The sequence below is a fragment of the Aeromonas sp. QDB62 genome (assembly GCF_027705695.1).
Lineage (GTDB): Bacteria > Pseudomonadota > Gammaproteobacteria > Enterobacterales > Aeromonadaceae > Aeromonas > Aeromonas allosaccharophila.
Window position 1 is genome coordinate 1 of the sequence record NZ_JAPDCD010000061.1, and the last position, 17,028, is coordinate 17,028.

Below are 17,028 nucleotides of genomic sequence, written 5' to 3' on the forward strand. Positions count from 1 at the left end.
GCCAAGGCCCCAGAGGTATAGTGTGAAAAAAGCCAATAAAAACAATGCCAGTCAGGCTTAACTGACTGGCATTAGCCGCATGATGCGGCCTTCTTTGTTTGCGTTGCAGATTAGAGCTGGTTGCCCGCCTGAATGGTACGGCGGATCTTGTTGCTCAGCAGCGGCACTATGTTGTCGGCCAGCGCCTGGAAGCGGCCGAGATCCGGTTTGCACTCGGGGGAGAGGTAACCCTCCTTGCGCAAGGTGTGGATCAGGGTGCTGAACAGCTTCTGGTCGAAGAACTCGGGGGCGTTGATGCCGTGCAGGGTGCCGAGGCGCTCCGCCATCATCAGGCCGTCCGCCTCCAGTTGCTCCGCCTCGATATGAGGTTGGGCCAGCACCCGGGTCAGTACGATGGCGTAGCGTTGCAGGGTCTCCTGAATGCTCTCCGCCAGCAGCAGCAGCCGCATCTGGTTGGCCGGATTGACCCAGTAGCCGCCATCACGGGTCTCGATCAGCTGCTGGGTCTGCAGGGCGTCGAGCAGGCTGTCGACCAGCGCCGGTAGCTCCTCCTCTTCATAACGCAGGAACAGCTCGGTCTTGAGCAGCGGATAGATGTCGATGCAACGGGCCATGATCTCGCTGCGGGAGATCCCCTCGCACCGTTCGATCAACGCGGCTACCAGAGAGGGCATGGCGAACAGGTGGAGGATGTTGTTGCGGTAGTAGGTCAGCAGGATCGCCTGATAGCGGTCCAGACTGATGATCTGCCCCAGCTTGTCCTCGCTCACCTCGAACTTGTTGAGCTCCATCGCCTGATCCAGCAGGGTCTTGGCATCCTCATCCGGAATGGTGCTCTGCGGGCTGTAAGGCACCGCCTTGAGCAGATCCAGATAGGTGTTGAGCTGGGCCTGCAACTCGTCGCGGGTCAGGGCGTGGTGCTCGGCAGCCAGCAGCGCCAGCGCGCTCAGGGTCAGGCCGTTGACGGCGGCCGCATCGTTGATGCGGGTCATCAGCCGTTCGGCCAGATCGTTGACGGTGCCCGCCATCCACTCCGGACGCTCCTCTTCCCCGATGTGTTTTTTCCAGTCGGGAATATGTTCGCTCAGGTAGCTGTTGAGGGTCAGCGGTTCGCCGAAGTTGACGAAACCACGGCCGTAGTTGCGCAGCTTGCGCAGGATGCCGAGCACCTGCAGGAAGCTCTCCTTCTCCTTGCGGCTGCCCTTGAGCTCGTTGTGGTAGGTGTTCACCTCCATCACGTGCTCGTAGCCCAGATAGACCGGCACCAGAGTGACCGGTCTGTCCAGCCCGCGCATCATCGCCTGCAGGGTCATCGCCAGCATGCCGGTTTTGGGCGGCAGCAGACGGCCGGTACGGGAGCGACCGCCTTCGGTGAAGAATTCCACCGAGTAACCCTTGGCAAACAGCAGGTTGAGGTATTCACGGAATACGGTGCTGTAGAGCGGGTTGCCCTTGAAGGTGCGGCGAATGAAGAAGGCGCCGCCGTGGCGGAAGATGGGGCCCGCCGGCCAGAAGTTGAGGTTGATGCCCGCCGCGATATGGGGCGGTACCATCCCCTGGTGGTAGATGACGTAGGAGAGCAGCAGGTAGTCCATGTGGCTGCGATGGCAGGGGACGTAGACGATCTCGTGCCCTTCCTGAGCCAGCTGGCGTACCTTCTCGGCGCCATTGACCGACAAACCGCGGTAGAGCTTGTTCCACAGCCAGCCGAGGAAGCTCTCGCCAAGGCGGATCAGCCGGTAGGAGAAGTTGGAGGCGATCTCGTCCATGTAGCCATGGGCGCGCTTTTGCGCCTTCTCGAGGCTGATGCCCTCGCGCTGGGCCTCCTCTTCAATCGCCTGCTGGATCACCGCGGAGTCGAGCAGTTGTTTGAACAGCAGGTTGCGGTTCGGCAGTTTCGGGCCGGTGGCGGCCAGCTGCTGACGGCTGAAGTGGGTACGGGCCACTCGCGCCAGCTTGTGGGCGATCGCCTCGTCGGTGCCGTGCTTGTCGGCCATATGGCGCAGGGAGAGCGGCGGCGAGAAGCGCACCAGATTCTCGCGACCCTTGAGGATCACGATCAGCGCCTTCTTCAGCCGGTTTGGCGCCAGACTGCTGATGATGTTGAGGCCGGAGGCTTCTTCCCCTTCCCGACCCGGAGCGCGGCCCCAGAACAGGGTGACGGGCACCACCTGGATATCCAGCTCGGGATCCTGCTTGTGCAGATCCAGCAACTGGTGGAACTCCTGCAGGAAGGGCAGCGGCTTGCTGCGTTTGCCAAACAGGGGAGGCGGACGATCCAGACAGACATAGCGCGGCAGCAGCTGGCCGTTAAGTTCCAGCGGCGTGAAGGGGCCGGGCAGACCGAGATCCTCGCAGCACTGCTGCAGGGTCATCAGGTCGGTGATCGAACTGGTTTTCAGGGCATAGACGATGGGTCTGGCCGGATCCAGATTGAGTTCTGTGATGGGATTTTCCGGCAGGCTCTTGTGATTGACCAAGCCGCTGACCGGCCATTGCAAGATGGCTCTGGAAATCTTCTGTCCTAGGGACATGTGCGTCTGCTCTCCAAAAAAATGCGGCGTGAGCATAGCAAATCGGCAGCCCCTTGTCGCCGAGAGGTACGATGAGTCGGCTGCGCAGGATCAAAACAGCAGTAAATGAGGGGTTGGTTGCGACAAATGTCAGCTGCGCCTTGCCTTGGCCACTGCACTGTATATACTGCCAGTGTGCTGTATAAAAAGACAGGTGCCAATGCTATGAAACCCCTTACCCCCCGCCAGGCCGAAGTGCTGGAGCTGATCAAGGTGAACATGAGCGAGACCGGCATGCCGCCGACTCGTGCCGAGATTGCCCAAAAGCTTGGTTTCAAGTCGGCCAATGCGGCCGAAGAACATCTGAAGGCCCTGGCCAAAAAAGGGGTCATCGAGATCATGCCGGGCACGTCCCGCGGCATTCGCCTGTTGCTCGAAGAGGAAGAGGTGCTGGAAGAGAGTGGCCTGCCGCTCATCGGCAAGGTGGCCGCCGGTGAACCCATCCTGGCGCAGGAGCATATCGAGAGCCACTATCAGGTGGATCCCGCCCTGTTTCATCCGCGCGCTGATTTTCTGCTGCGGGTGCAGGGGATGAGCATGAAGAACATCGGCATTCTGGATGGCGACCTGCTGGCGGTGCACAAGACCCAGGAGGTGCGCAACGGTCAGGTGGTGGTCGCCCGTCTCGATGAGGATGTCACCGTCAAGCGCTTCCAGCGCAAGGGCAGTCAGGTATGGCTGCTGCCGGAAAACGAAGAGCTCGCCCCCATAGAGGTGGATCTCTCTTGCCAGCAGCTTACCATCGAAGGGCTGGCGGTCGGGGTGATCCGCAACGCCGACTGGATGTAATCGTCCCCGCCAACTGCGTTTGCCACATGGCCTCCTTCGGGAGGCCGTGCTGTTTCTGGCGCACTTTCCCTGTCATATCAAACAGATCATCGGCGGCAGCATTTTGTCCCGTGCAATCGGTTACCAATCATCCATTTCAGATATATGCTCAGATCAGTGCCCTGTCGCCGAGATGGGGCTTGGCGCCTCCCTCTGGCAACCGCAATGCGCCGTGACGGGAGGGGCGGCAATAACGAGAATCGGGCAGTACACCTTCACGGGATATGAAGGGGGAGTGGGGAGATCCCGAGCCTGGTCGGGCAGAGGGGACCACTCGTAGTGGTTGCAGAGAGTCGTGACGGGCCTGACGCCAGTTCAGGCCGACGAAGCAACATGACCTGTCGGTCAAGGAGGACTGGTATGGCATCAAGATCGCCATGGGATTCAGAGGCTGCGACTGCGCCAGCGGAATCGTCTATTACCCGTTTTGTCAAAGGGAGCCGGATGACCTGGTTCTACGGTCTCTGGTTGCACCATCGTGGGTCGCACTGGACGCTCTGGCTGGGATGCCCGAAAGAGAAGGTGGTGCGTCTGGTGCTGCTGTTCAAGCGAGGTCACGGCGATCGCCAGGGGGAAGAGGGCTGGCTGGCCCCCGTCATTCCCATCGGCGTGCGGGCCATCGGCAAGATGTTGCAGCAGGGGCGCAACGCTCGCCCCTGAGCAGAAGATACAAACAAATGCACCCATAACCGGCACCCGAAGTGCCGGTTTTTTTATGGCCGCAACTGGCGATCAATTGTGCCAAATGGTCGACTCCTGACAGGGTGTTGCACAAGGTTGACCCCCCTTGGTGACTCGCTGGGGTACAATGCCCCCTCTTGTCCGGTCACTGCTGGCTATCTGCCTCGAACTGAAAGGGTCTCTTGTTATGATGAAGCTCCGCTATCCCCTGCTCTTTCTGCTGCTGACAGCCTGTCTGATCCTTGCGTTCTGCGCCACGCAGCCAGAGCAGCCACAGCAGGCCGACTACTATCCAGCGGGGCGGGATATCAACGATTTCGCCTTTACCGATGCGGACAACCAGCCGTTCACCCCTGCCAACCTGAAGGGGCATTGGACCTTCCTGTTCGTCGGTTACACCTTCTGCCCCGATATCTGCCCCACCACCCTGGCAGATATGCGATCCGTTTATGATCAGCTGAAGAAGATGGCGCCCGACAGTCAGGTGGTGTTTATCTCGGCAGATCCCCAGCGTGACGACATTCCACGCCTAAAAACCTATACCGCCTTCTTCAATCCCGAGTTCAAGGCGGCCACCGCCCCCCACGACAAGCTGTTCCCGTTCGTGCGCAATCTGGGGCTGATCTACTCCATCGCCAATCAGGGGAAGAAGGATTACCTGATCGATCACTCCGCCTCCATCGTGCTCATCAATCCCACGGGCAAGCTGCAGGCGGTATTCCGCCCACAAGTGGCGCCGGGTCAGGTGCCACGGGTGCAGATGGCCACCATGCTCTCTGACTTCTCCCGCATTCTGAAGCTGACAGGCCACTGAGCGTGACCCCAGCTGTTGCCCCCTGGTGGCGAGATCCCTCTCGCCACCGCGCAGTGTTTGCGCTCGCCCTGCCCATGGTTTTTTCCAATATCACCACCCCCTTGCTGGGGCTGGTGGACACCTGGGTGATCGGTCATCTTGGTCAGGCCTGGTTTCTGGGGGGCGTTTCGGTCGGTGCGACCCTGATCAACCTTATCTTCTGGCTGCTCGGTTTCTTGCGGATGTCGACCACCGGGCTGACGGCGCAGGCGCACGGCGCCGCCGACGGTCGTGCCCAGCTCGATACCCTGCTGCGGGCGCTGGGGCTGGCCATTGCCCTCGGTCTGGCGTTGCTGTTGTTGCTCTTTCCCCTGTTGCCACGGCTGATCGCCCTGAGTGGTGGCTCGGCCGAGGTGCAGCTCTATGCGGGCCAATACGTCGCGCTGCGGATCTGGAGCGCCCCGGCGGCGCTCTGCAATCTGGTGATCATGGGCTGGCTGCTGGGGATGCAGGATGCCCGCAGCCCCATGGTGATGCTGATCCTCACCAATCTGGTCAACATGGCGCTCGACGCCCTGTTTGTGCTGGGGCTCGGCTGGCAGGTGCGGGGTGTGGCGGCGGCCTCGGTCATGGCGGACTACTGCGCGCTGGCCGCTGGCATCTGGCTGGTGCGCCGTCAGTTGCGGCAACTGGCACCGACGGTGTGGCAGGATGGCTGGCAGCGCTGGCGGCAACTTGCGCCCATGGTGCGGCTGCTCGGCCTCAACCGCGATATCTTCCTGCGCTCCCTCTGTTTGCAGCTCTGCTTTGCCTTTATGACCCTGCAAGGGGCGCGGCTGGGGGATGTGGCAGTGGCCGCCAATGCGGTGCTGCTCAACTTCCTGATGCTGATCTCCTACGGGCTCGATGGCTTTGCTTATGCGGTGGAGGCCATGGTCGGGCGAGCCATCGGTTTGCGGGATCGACAGAAACTGCGGGAGGCCATCGTGCTCAATCTGGGTTGGGCCGCCCTGATTGCGACCGCATTTACCTTTTGGTTTGCCCTGCTGGGCAGCTGGCTGGTGGGGCAGATCACCGATATCCCGGCGGTGGTGGCGGAGGCAAATCGTCAGCTTCCCTGGCTGATCGCCATGCCGTTGCTGGCGGTCTGGTGTTTCCTGCTGGACGGGGTGTTCATCGGGGCGACCCGGGCGCGGGAGATGCGCAACAGCATGTTGCTGGCCGCGTTTGGCGGCTTCTTCCCGATCTGGTGGCTCTGTCAGTCGTGGGGCGTGGCCGCGTTATGGGCGGCGATGGCGGCGCTGATGGTGGGGCGCGGTCTGTCGCTGGGGGTTACTTGCTGGCGGCTGGAGCGCAGCGGGCATCTGCTCGACGCCCGCCACTGAGCCGCGATGACGCTTACATGGCGCCGTCGTAGCCGAGCTGGCGCCAGCTCTCGTAGACGAACACCGATACCGCGTTGGAGAGGTTCATGCTGCGGCTCTGGGGCACCATAGGGATGCGCAGCCGCTGCTCGAACGGCAGGCTCTCGATGATCTCGCTGGGCAGGCCGCGACTCTCCGGGCCAAACAGCAGGGCGTCGCCAAGGGCATATTGTGCTGCCGAGTGCGCGGTGCGGCCCTTGGTGGTGCAGGCAAACACCCGTTTGGGCGCCACGGCTGTCAGAAACGCCTCATAGCTCGGCCAGTGCTTCACCTCGGCAAACTCGTGATAGTCGAGTCCCGCCCGCTTTACCCGCTTGTCATCCCACTCAAATCCCAGCGGCTCGATCAGATGGAGCCGGTAACCGGTATTGGCGCAGAGCCGGATGATATTGCCGGTGTTGGGCGGAATTTCCGGCTGGTAGAGGACGATATCGAGCATGACGAGTTCCTGCAAAGAGATGTAAAGCCAAGAAGGGGCGCCAGCATACCCAGCGCCCGTCCGGATGAAAAGGATCAGGCGATGGGCAAGCGGATGGTGATGGTCAGCCCGGTGGGGTGATTGTTGCTGGCCGCAATGGTGCCGCCGTGGCGCTGGATCGCCTCCGAGGCGATGGCCAGCCCCAGCCCGGTGCCGCCGGTTTTGGCGTTGCGGGCGTCATCGACCCGGAAGAAGGGCTGAAACAGCAGCGCCTGCTGCTCGTCAGGCACCCCGGGGCCGTCATCCCGAATGTTCATCACCCACTCCTGCCCCTCCCGATACCAGTCCACCTTGATGAACTCGCGGGCATATTTGAGGGCGTTGCGCAGGGGATTCTCCACCGCCCGGGCCAGCAGCTCGGGCCACATCTGGATCGATTCGGCGGGCAGCGGCGGCAACCTGAGCTGCTTGCCGCTCTGGTTCGCTTCGAACATGGCATCTTCGAGGATGGGTTCCAGCAGGTCGGCCAGCGGGTGCATCACCGGCGCCTCCACATGCTGCTGCACCCGCGACAGATCGAGCAGATCGCCGATCAGCTTGTCCAGCCGCCCGATCTCCGATTCGATCCGCGCCAGCTCGGCGCTGTCACCCTGCTTGCGGCGGATCAGCGCCTGCGCCAGCTGCATCCGGGTGAGGGGGCTGCGCAGCTCGTGGGAGATATCGGAAAGCAGCTGTTTCTGCTTCTGGATCATGCTCTTGAGCGTCTCCACCATACGGCTGACGTTATCCGCCAGCTGGCCGATCTCGTCGCCCCGTCCCAGATTGGGGATCTGCACCTCCAGATTGCCAGCCGCCAGTTGGGAGACCGACTTTTGCAGTTGCAGGATGGGGCGGGTCAGCCGCCAGGCGAGCAGCAGGCAGAGCGGGGTACTGACCAGCATCGAGATGCCCAGAATGCGGATTGGGTGATCCAGCACCTGAATGAACAGGAACAGATAGGGGTTCTCGGCATTGAGGCCGAAATAGACGTGGTAGCGATGGCCGTGGTGCTCCATCAGGAAGGGGCCAGCGATCGCCTTGCGATCCTCGTTGCCCAGCATGGGGTTGGCCGGGTCGTCGGCATCCACCATGAAGCGCACCACGAACTTGCGCGGATGGGTGGTGGACTGGATCTGTCCCCGCTCATCGCGCAGATAGACGTTATCCACCGGCAGCATGGCGATATTGTCCATCGCCTTGGCCAGATCGAAATCCTGATCCGGATCGGCGGCGTTGAGCAGGGCCTGTACATTATTCTGCATCCGCGCCACCTCGTGGGTCGGCAGCGGGATCTGGTTGCGGGGATCCAGGGTCGGCAGGCTGATCACGGCGGCCAGGATCACCAGCAACATGAGCCAGAACCAGAGGAAGATGTGGGTCGAGATCCCGTTGAGGGAGCTGATGCGCTCTATTCTTGCTCTAGCCACAGGTAACCGCGCCCCCGTACGGTTTTGAAGCGGGGCTGGCCATCGGTGCGGTCCGGCAGCTTCTTGCGCAGGTTGCTCAGGTGCATGTCGATGGCCCGATCGAAGGGTTCCAGCTTCTTGCCCAGCACCTGCTCGGAGAGGTGACTCTTGCTGACAATCTGGCCGGGATTGCGCAGCAGGCACTCCAGCAGCCCGAATTCGGTGGCGGTCAGCTCCAGCAGCTGTTCGCCGCAGCGGGCCTGCTGCAGACCGGGTTGCAGCACGATATCCATGAAGTGGACTTCGTCGGAGGAGTTGCCGCGCTGGGGCGGGGCGCTCTGGGTGCGGCGCAGGATGGCGCGCACGCGGGCGAGCAGCTCCCTATCATCGAACGGCTTGGCCAGATAGTCGTCGGCGCCAGCCTCCAGACCGTTGACCCGATCCTGGCTGTCACCGCGGGCGGTCAGCATCAGTACCGGGGTGTCGTGGGTCTTGCGCAGCTTGGTCAGCATGGCAAAGCCGTTGAGCCTGGGCATCATCACATCCAGCAGCACCAGATCGAAGCTCTGCTCCGCCAATCGTTGCAGCCCCTCTTCACCATCCTCGGCGACCGTGACCTGAAATCCCTCCAGGGTCAGAATTTCGGTGAGCAGTTGGGTCAATTCAAGATCGTCGTCGACCAGGAGTATTCTGTTCATCTGGTGTTATTCCGCAGATTTTCGCGCCAAACTGACGCCGGGGTCAGGGTATAATAAGTTTTTCATCGCCAGAGGAAAGCCGGTTTTGAGCCATCAACAATATTCCCGTTGGGTTACCTTTGCCAGCATGGCGGCGGTCACCACCGCCACCCTGCTGATCATCGGCAAACTGATCGCCTGGCTGATGACCGACTCGTCGACCCTGCTGGCATCGCTCACCGACTCCTTCATGGATGTGAGTGCCTCCATCATCAACCTGCTGGCCATTCGCTATGCGCTGGCCCCCGCCGATGACGAACACCGTTTCGGTCACGGCAAGGCAGAGTCGCTGGCGGGCCTCATTCAGTCAGCCTTTATCTCCGGTTCCGCGCTGCTGCTGGTGATGCACGGTATCTCGTCGCTACTCAAGCAGGCGCCCATCGAGCGGCTGGAGGCGGGTCTCTGGGTCAGCGGTGGTTCCATCGTGCTGACCCTGCTGCTGGTCAGCTTCCAGAGCTTGGTCATTCGCAAGACCAACAGCGTGGCCATCAAGGCCGACATGCTGCACTACCGTTCCGATCTGCTGCTCAATACCGGTGTCTTGCTGGCGCTGGTGCTGGCGGGGCAGGGGTGGTACTGGGCCGACGGCCTGTTTGCCATCCTGATCGGGCTGTTCCTGTTGTGGGGGGCGGGACACATCGGCTACGAGTCGGTGCAGGCCCTGCTCGATCGTCAGTTGCCAGCCGAAGAACAAGCGAGAATAATGGCGCTCTGCTGTGCCGTAGAAGGTGTACACGGCGTACATGACCTGCGCACCCGTCAATCCGGGCCGACCCGATTCGTACAGTTGCATCTGGAACTGGATGATCAGATCCCCCTGGTCAAGGCCCATCAGATCGCCGATGAAGCCGAACTGGCGGTACGCCAGGCATTCGAGCGGATGGATGTCATCATCCACATGGACCCCATCTCGGTGCTGACAAAAGAACAACAGAGCCCTCACCCAGAACAACAGTAGGCTGCAACATGGATGAACTGGTTGCCAAAACCTGGCACAAAATTCAGCAAGAAGCACAGTGCATGGCGGCCCAGGAGCCGATGCTGGCCAGCTTCTTCCACTCCACCATTCTCAATCACAAGAATTTGCGATCGGCCCTCAGCTTCCAGCTGGCCAACAAGCTCGACAGCGCCACTATGCCCGCCATCGCCCTGCGCGAAGTGATCGAGCTGGCCCTGCGCAGCGAGCCCGAGCTGCTGGCGGTAGTGGCGGCCGACATCTGCGCCGTGCAGGAGCGCGATCCGGCGGTCGATCTCTTCTCTACCCCGCTGCTCTACCTCAAGGGGTTCCATGCCCTGCAGGGTTATCGGGTCGCCAACTGGCTGTGGCGTCAGGGGCGCCGCTCGCTGGCCCTCTATCTGCAAAACCAGATCTCGGTGGTGTTCGGGGTGGATGTACACCCGGCCGCCCGCATCGGCAAGGGGATCATGTTTGACCATGCCACCGGCATCGTGGTGGGCGAGACGGCGGTGATTGAAGATGATGTCTCGATCTTGCAGAGCGTGACCCTCGGCGGTACCGGCAAGGAGAGTGGCGATCGCCATCCCAAGATCCGCGAAGGGGTGATGATAGGGGCGGGCGCCAAGGTGCTCGGCAATATCGAAGTGGGCATGGGTGCCAAAATTGGCGCAGGCAGCGTGGTGATCAACCCGGTGCCGCCTCATACCACTGTCGCTGGCGTACCCGCCAAGATCGTCGGCCGTCCGGAGTGCGACAAGCCTTCACTGGATATGGATCAGTGTCTCTGATCTCCTGACCGGAGGCGTCGATGGCCAAACGCTGGTCGGGTTATCTGATTCTGGGGATGTGGCTGCTCAACCTGCTGCATCTCTATCTGGGACTCTCCCCCTGGCCCGCGGCCATCGCGGCCTGGGGGGCGTCACTGCTCACCTGGCCCTGGCTGGTGGGGGCCGCCAAGCGGCAGGCGCTGGCCCTTTATGGCGCCGCCCTGTTGCTGTTGATCTTCTCCTGGTGGCGGGGCGCGACCCTCAGCGCCGGTGACTGGCTGCTGCCCAACATCAATATGCTCACCATGTTTGCCGCGGTGAGCACCCTCAACCTCGCCACCTCGGGTCTCTTGACCGGCACCACCTCCTGGACCGGGCGCAAGGGGCTGTGGAGCACCATGGCCAGCCTCAATCTACTGGGAGCGGTCATCAACCTCTCGGTGCTGTTCATCATCGGCGATCGGCTGGAGCGCAATGGCACGCTGGAGAGGCGTCAGGTGATGGTGCTTAGCCGGATCTTCTGTGCCGCTGCCTTCTGGTCACCCTTCTTTGTCGCCATGGCGGTGGCGCTCACCTATGCGCCGGGTTTGCAGCTCTCCCATATTCTGCCGTTCGGGATCCTCGCCGCCTTGCTGGCGATGGGGCTGACCGCCTGGCAGGTGGAGCGGATCGGAGTGGCCGACTTTGCCGGTTATCCGCTGAGGCTGCAGACGCTGGGGTTGCCGGTCACGCTGGCGCTGCTGGTTCTCCTCATCAAGCAGATCTGGCCCCAGCTCGGCATTCTGGCGGTGATCGCGCTGGTGGCGCCGCTGCTGGCGCTGCTCTTTATGCCGAGGGTCGGGCGCAAGGCGGCCCTCAAGCGGCAGGTGGTGGAGCGCTTCCCCGCCATCGGTGGTCAGCTGGTGCTGTTTCTGGGGGCCGGTTTGCTGGCAGCCGGCATCAACAGTGCGCTGTCGGTCATCGATCTCGGCGCGGGCCACGGCCTGCCGCTGTTCAACCACTTTGGCTGGCTTGAGGCATCCCTCACTCTGCTGCTGATCCTGCTGGTGGCCATCGTCGGGGTGCATCCGCTCATCAGTATCTCCGGATTGGCGCCGCTGCTCTGGCCGCTGGCGCCGGATCCCAGCCTGCTCGGCATGTGTTTCCTGCTGGGATGGGGGCTTGCCACCGGCACCAGCCCGCTCTCCGGATCCAATCTGGCGCTGGCCTCCCGTTATAACCTCAGTGCCGGGCTGATCCTGCGTTGGAACCTGCTCTACGGCCTGCTGATGTATGTCGTCGCCTGTCTGTTGCTGGGGGCTTATATCGCCTTGAAGGGATAAGGTCGGAGTCATCAGGATGGCGTCAATGATGCGTTGGTGGCGGGGCCTTTTACGCACGGTTCAGTGTGTTGTCGCGGCTCGGGCGCAGGATGCGAGAAAAATAGACGCATATTTAGACAATACATCTATGGAAGGCGCATTTTACAGCGCACTGGCTTGTTTGTGCCGATGCGCTCGGGGTATGCTGGCTTCACGCGCTTGAATCGCCCTCTGTGGGGCATCGCAATTGAACAAACAGGTATGCATATGTCACTAGAAGTCCTTGAGCAACTCGAATCCAAAGTACAATCCGCCGTCGACAACATCTCCCTGCTGAAGATGGAGCTGGACGAGCTGAAAGAGCAGAACAGCAAGCTGCAAGACGAGAACCATCAGCTGCGCAACGAGCACGTTGCATGGCAGGAGCGTCTGCGTGCCCTGCTGGGCAAAATGGATCAGATGGGCGAAACCATCTAATTCATGGCCTTCAGGCAGAATTGAAAACGGGCCGCTCCATGAGCGGCCCGTCTGTTTCTGGCGGTCAGGGAATTACAGCGCCAGCAGCTGTTTGACCGTCTTCTCGATGCCGTCTGCCGCCTCGACAATATTGTTGGCCAGCATGTAGGCGGGGGTGGAGATCACCTTGCGCTCCTGATCCACCACGAACTCGTTGACCGGGCAGTTGAGATGGCTGCCGCCCATCGCCTCGATGGCGTTGGCGGTACCCTCGTCATGGCCGATGGTCGCCAGCGTCCCGGCGCCATAGATCAGCGGGATCATGGCGGGTGCGATGCAGATATAGGCGGCCGGTTTGTTGGTCTTGGCAAAGCTCTGGCACGCTTTCAGTACATCGGGCTGGATCTGGCACTCGGCGCCCCTGATGGCGAAGTCGCACAGGTTTTTGGCAGCGCCAAAGCCGCCGGGCACCAGCAGCGCGTCGTAATCGGCCGCATCCAGCTCGGCCACATCCTTGATCTGGCCACGGCAGATGCGGGCCGCTTCGACCAGCACGTTGCGGCTCTCTCCCTCGCTTACTTCACCGGTCAGGTGGTTGATCACATGGAGCTGCGCCACGTTCGGCGCGAAGCACTGGACGGCGGCTCCCTGACGGGCCAGCGCCAGCAGGCTGATGACGGCCTCGTGGATTTCGGCTCCGTCAAAGACACCGCAGCCACTCAAAATCACGGCCACTTTTTTCATGGCAAACTCCTCGTTGTTGAAAATGTGAGCCAAGATGGATTGTTGTACTTTTGTATGGTTATCGCTCGCCATCCGCTGGTCAAGTCATCTTGCTGTGCTAGGATTGTTTCGTTTTGGATCCTGCCGTACCTACTCCCTTAAATCTTTTTCCACATTGATCGAGATCATTCTAACTGTCTTGCGATCGGTTTTAGAGATTTCAAGTTATTGTTTTTAGTGGTTTTTATATTATTATGCACAGCTTTGTCACTGTGCGCCCTGATGCGCCCCATTTTTGAACACAGAGTTATCCACAGCTTGAGTCCCTTTATCAGGCGTTTTGTGCTGTTGCTGCGCCCCTTGGTGTGAGTGGGGCCCTGTGGCATCCTAGCGGCTGTTTATCTCTGGCAGGACGATTTCATGGCCCCTAGCAATCCCCTTATTCTGGTCGACGGCTCCTCTTATCTTTACCGCGCCTTCTTCGCCTCCCAGCAGGCTGATCTGCGCACATCGACCGGTTTGCCGAGCGGCGCCGTCCGTGTCATGGCCAACATGATGCGCAGTTTGCGCAAGCAATATCCTGACTGTCATGTGGCCGTGGTGTTTGATGCCAAGGGCAAGACCTTTCGCGACGACATCTATCCCGAGTACAAGGCGACCCGTGCCAGCATGCCGGACGATCTGCGCAGCCAGGTCGCCCCCATCCATCAGATGATCAAGGCGATGGGCTTCCCCTTTTTGATGGTCGAAGGCGTCGAGGCTGACGATGTGATCGGCACCCTGGCCCGCCAGGCGACCGAGAAGCAGCTGCCGGTGCTGATCAGTACCGGCGACAAGGACATGGCGCAGCTGGTCTCCGACCATGTCACCCTGATCGACACCATGAAAGATGTGAAGACCGATCGGGAAGGGGTGATCGAGAAGTTCGGCGTACCGCCCGAGCTCATCATCGACTATCTGGCCCTGATGGGGGACAAGGTCGACAACATTCCCGGCATGACCGGTGTCGGCGAGAAGACCGCGCTGGCCCTGCTGCAAGGGATTGGCAGCATCGACGAGATTGCCGCCAACCTCGACAAGGTGGCCGCCCTTGGCTTTCGTGGCTCCAAGGCGTTCGCCGACAAGTTCCGCGAGCAGGAAGAGCAGGTTCGTCTCTCCTATCGACTGGCGACCATCAAGACCGATGTCGAGCTGGAACAGAGTCTGGAGCAACTGCAGCTCCAGCCGGTCGACAAGGAGTCCCTGCTGGCGGTCTACCGCGAATACGAGCTGCGCAACCTGATCAAGGAGCTGGAGTCCGGTGGTGATGAGGGCGCCGGGCAGGAAGAAGCAGCTGATGGCGCTGTTGCTCCAGCTGCCGCCATCGAAACCGACTACCGCTGCATTCTGGACGAAGCCGAGTTTGACGGCTGGCTGGAACAGCTGAAAGCGGCACCGCTGTTTGCCTTCGATACCGAAACCACCAGTCTCGACTATATGGAGGCGCGGATCGTCGGCGTCTCCTTCGCGGTTGAGCCGGGCAAGGCCGCCTATGTGCCGTTTGGCCATGACTATCTCGGGGCGCCGGTGCAGCTGAGCGAAGCCGTGGTGCTGGGCAAGCTCAAGCCGCTGCTGGAAGATCCGACCCGTCTCAAGGTGGGACAGAACCTCAAGTACGATCGCAACGTGCTGCTCAACCACGACATCGACCTGCAAGGTATCGCCTACGACACCATGCTCGAATCCTACGTGCTTAACTCCACCGCCAGTCGCCACGACATGGACTCGCTGGCCAAACGCTATCTCGGGGTCGAGACCACCTCCTTTGAAGATATCGCGGGCAAAGGGGTGAAACAGCTCACCTTCAACCAGATCGAGCTGGAGCAGGCCGCTCCCTATGCGGCAGAAGATGCCGATATCACCCTGCGTCTGCACCAGACCCTGTGGGGTCAGCTGGAGGCCGTGCCGGGCCTCGCCAAGGTATTTAGTGAGATCGAGCTGCCGCTGTTGCCGGTACTGGCGCGGATGGAGTTGCTCGGCACTACCATCGATCCCAAGCTGCTGCACCAGCAGAGTCAGGAGATCGAAGTGCGGTTGGCGGAGCTGGAGAAGCAGGCTCACGAGCTGGCCGGGCAGGAGTTCAACCTCTCCTCGCCCAAGCAGCTGGGGGAGATCCTCTTCACCAAGCTGGGCCTGCCGATCATCAAAAAGACTCCCAAGGGAGCGCCGTCCACTGCAGAAGAGGTGCTGGCCGAGCTGGCGGAGACCTACGAGCTGCCGCGTCTCCTGATGGAACATCGCGGTCTGGCCAAGCTCAAGTCCACCTATACCGACAAGTTGCCGCTGATGATCAAGCCGCAGACCGGGCGGGTACACACCTCCTATCATCAGGCGGTGGCGGCCACGGGCCGTTTGTCATCATCTGATCCCAACCTGCAGAACATCCCGGTGCGCAACGAGCAGGGGCGCCGGATCCGTCAGGCCTTCATTCCTAGCGCCGGTTACAAGCTGGTGGCGGCGGACTACTCCCAGATCGAGCTGCGCATCATGGCGCACCTCTCCGGTGACAAGGGGTTGCTGACTGCCTTTGCCGAGGGCAAGGACATCCACAAGGCGACCGCCGCCGAGGTATTCGGCGTGGCGCTCGATGCGGTCACCACCGACATGCGCCGCAGCGCCAAGGCGATCAACTTCGGCCTTATCTACGGCATGAGTGCCTTTGGTCTGGCCAAGCAGTTGGGGATCGGTCGCGCCGAAGCGCAGAAGTACATGGATCTCTACTTCGAACGTTACCCGGGCGTGCTGGAGTATATGGAGCGCACCCGCCAGCAAGCGGAAGCCCAGGGCTATGTCGAGACCCTGTTTGGCCGCCGCCTCTATCTGCCGGACATCAAGTCCCGCAACGCCGGTCTGCGCAAGGCGGCTGAGCGGGCGGCGATCAACGCCCCGATGCAGGGCACTGCTGCCGATATCATCAAGCGTGCCATGATCAACGTGGACAGCTGGATCTGCGGTATCGAAGATGAGTCGATCCGTATGCTGATGCAGGTACACGATGAATTGGTGTTCGAGATCCGCGAAGAGAAGCTGGAGGAGTACACCGCCATCATCAAGGAGAAGATGTCGGCGGCGGCCGAACTGCATGTGCCGCTGCTGGTTGAAGCGGGCACCGGCGATAACTGGGATCAGGCCCACTGATTTCCGGTCAGCCGTTCTGCACGGCTACATAGCTATATAAGAAGCGAAGCCCGGCATCATGCCGGGCTTCCTGTTTCTGCCTGTCCTATCAGGTCTCTTGCAGATACTCATCCTTGAGCAGGACATAGTTGTCGGCCGAGGTCTTGAGAAACGCGATCTCGGCAGGTTTGAGCGGACGAGCCTGCTTGACGGGATTACCTATATATAGAAAGCCCGATTCGAGTCGCTTGCCCGGTGGCACCAGCGAACCTGCGCCGACCATCACGTCATCCTCGACCACTACCCCATCCAGAATGATGGCCCCCATGCCGACCAGCACCCGGTTGCCGATAGTGCAGCCGTGTAGCATCGCCTTGTGACCCACAGTGACATCTTCACCGATCAGCAGCGGATAGCCGTCAGGGTTGCTAGCGCTCTTGCGGGTAAGGTGCAGCACAGTGCCATCCTGAATATTGCTGCGGGCGCCGATGCGGATATGGTTCACATCTCCCCGTGCCGCCACCATGGGCCAGATGCTGGCATCGTCGGCCAGCTCGATATCGCCCACCAGTGTCGCGCAGGGATCTACATATGCCCGTTTGCCCAGTTGCGGGCGTTTTCCCTTGTAGGGTCTCAGTCGCAAGTCCATCTTGGCCTCCTTGTTTTCTGCCATTCTAGCAATCCGGAACCTGTTTCTGTGGATAAGTTTGTATAAAAGCTGTGGTTGGATATGAATAACTAAAAAAGTGCCCTTTTTTGCAATTTTAT

The 17,028-nt window shown here is 61.0% G+C and carries 15 protein-coding genes; 9 read left to right on the forward strand and 6 right to left on the reverse strand.

Annotated elements, in window-relative coordinates; translation table 11 throughout:
- Positions 1 to 110: 110 nt before the first annotated feature.
- Positions 111 to 2,534 carry a glycerol-3-phosphate 1-O-acyltransferase PlsB gene (gene plsB / locus OKC27_RS20830; protein ID WP_270806661.1) on the reverse strand — a complete coding sequence of 808 codons (2,424 nt, stop codon included), beginning with the start codon at positions 2,532 to 2,534 and terminating at the stop codon, positions 111 to 113.
- Between the two features lie 204 nt (positions 2,535 to 2,738).
- On the opposite strand from plsB, the gene lexA reads away from it, so the two are divergent.
- From lexA to OKC27_RS20850, 4 genes are all read left to right on the forward strand, one after another.
- Positions 2,739 to 3,362, forward strand: coding sequence for a transcriptional repressor LexA (lexA, locus tag OKC27_RS20835; protein ID WP_033136389.1), 624 nt, complete (start codon positions 2,739 to 2,741; stop codon positions 3,360 to 3,362).
- 483 nt (positions 3,363 to 3,845) lie between these two features.
- A complete protein-coding gene (locus OKC27_RS20840) occupies positions 3,846 to 4,061 on the forward strand; it encodes a hypothetical protein (RefSeq protein WP_019446524.1) in 216 nt (71 codons plus the stop codon).
- A 208-nt stretch (positions 4,062 to 4,269) separates the two neighbouring features.
- A complete protein-coding gene (locus OKC27_RS20845; RefSeq protein ID WP_270806662.1) occupies positions 4,270 to 4,896 on the forward strand; it encodes an SCO family protein in 627 nt (208 codons plus the stop codon).
- A gap of 74 nt (positions 4,897 to 4,970) precedes the next feature.
- Positions 4,971 to 6,260 carry an MATE family efflux transporter gene (locus OKC27_RS20850; RefSeq protein WP_232093647.1) on the forward strand — a complete coding sequence of 430 codons (1,290 nt, stop codon included), beginning with the start codon at positions 4,971 to 4,973 and terminating at the stop codon, positions 6,258 to 6,260.
- A 13-nt stretch (positions 6,261 to 6,273) separates the two neighbouring features.
- On the opposite strand, the gene trmL is transcribed toward OKC27_RS20850, so the two are convergent.
- The 3 genes from trmL to OKC27_RS20865 form a co-directional block, all read right to left on the reverse strand.
- The gene (gene trmL / locus OKC27_RS20855; RefSeq protein ID WP_182938635.1) at positions 6,274 to 6,738 is read right to left on the reverse strand and encodes a tRNA (uridine(34)/cytosine(34)/5-carboxymethylaminomethyluridine(34)-2'-O)-methyltransferase TrmL; all 465 of its coding nucleotides are present in this window, start codon (positions 6,736 to 6,738) and stop codon (positions 6,274 to 6,276) included.
- 74 nt (positions 6,739 to 6,812) lie between these two features.
- Positions 6,813 to 8,183: an ATP-binding protein gene (locus OKC27_RS20860; RefSeq protein ID WP_197970784.1), complete on the reverse strand. Its 1,371-nt coding sequence runs from the start codon at positions 8,181 to 8,183 to the stop codon at positions 6,813 to 6,815.
- Positions 8,165 to 8,860, reverse strand: coding sequence for a response regulator (locus OKC27_RS20865; RefSeq protein WP_042061153.1), 696 nt, complete (start codon positions 8,858 to 8,860; stop codon positions 8,165 to 8,167). Before OKC27_RS20865 ends, OKC27_RS20860 begins: the two co-directional genes overlap by 19 nt.
- Positions 8,861 to 8,945: 85 nt before the next feature.
- Here OKC27_RS20865 and fieF point away from each other — a divergent pair, with 85 nt between their 5' ends.
- The 4 genes from fieF (at position 8,946) to OKC27_RS20885 (ending at position 12,402) form a co-directional block, all read left to right on the forward strand.
- On the forward strand, positions 8,946 to 9,857 hold the full coding sequence (gene fieF, locus OKC27_RS20870) for a cation efflux pump FieF (RefSeq protein ID WP_182938636.1): 912 nt from the start codon (positions 8,946 to 8,948) through the stop codon (positions 9,855 to 9,857).
- An 8-nt stretch (positions 9,858 to 9,865) separates the two neighbouring features.
- Positions 9,866 to 10,645 carry a serine O-acetyltransferase gene (gene cysE, locus OKC27_RS20875; RefSeq protein ID WP_042061151.1) on the forward strand — a complete coding sequence of 260 codons (780 nt, stop codon included), beginning with the start codon at positions 9,866 to 9,868 and terminating at the stop codon, positions 10,643 to 10,645.
- 20 nt (positions 10,646 to 10,665) lie between these two features.
- Entirely contained in the window at positions 10,666 to 11,946 is a 1,281-nt protein-coding gene (locus tag OKC27_RS20880) for a hypothetical protein (RefSeq protein WP_182938637.1), read from the forward strand.
- A gap of 246 nt (positions 11,947 to 12,192) precedes the next feature.
- Positions 12,193 to 12,402 (forward strand): cell division protein ZapB, encoded by a 210-nt coding sequence (locus OKC27_RS20885; RefSeq protein ID WP_033136398.1) that lies wholly within the window; start codon positions 12,193 to 12,195, stop codon positions 12,400 to 12,402.
- Between the two features lie 72 nt (positions 12,403 to 12,474).
- Here OKC27_RS20885 and elbB read toward each other — a convergent pair whose 3' ends face one another.
- Positions 12,475 to 13,125, reverse strand: a complete 651-nt coding sequence (elbB, locus tag OKC27_RS20890) for an isoprenoid biosynthesis glyoxalase ElbB (RefSeq protein ID WP_182938638.1) — start codon at positions 13,123 to 13,125, stop codon at positions 12,475 to 12,477.
- A gap of 399 nt (positions 13,126 to 13,524) precedes the next feature.
- Here elbB and polA point away from each other — a divergent pair, with 399 nt between their 5' ends.
- Complete coding sequence (polA, locus tag OKC27_RS20895) at positions 13,525 to 16,281, forward strand: DNA polymerase I (RefSeq protein ID WP_182938639.1); 2,757 nt, start codon at positions 13,525 to 13,527, stop codon at positions 16,279 to 16,281.
- 88 nt (positions 16,282 to 16,369) lie between these two features.
- On the opposite strand, the gene OKC27_RS20900 is transcribed toward polA, so the two are convergent.
- The gene (locus tag OKC27_RS20900) at positions 16,370 to 16,909 is read right to left on the reverse strand and encodes a gamma carbonic anhydrase family protein (protein ID WP_182938640.1); all 540 of its coding nucleotides are present in this window, start codon (positions 16,907 to 16,909) and stop codon (positions 16,370 to 16,372) included.
- Between the last annotated feature and the right edge of the window lie 119 nt (positions 16,910 to 17,028).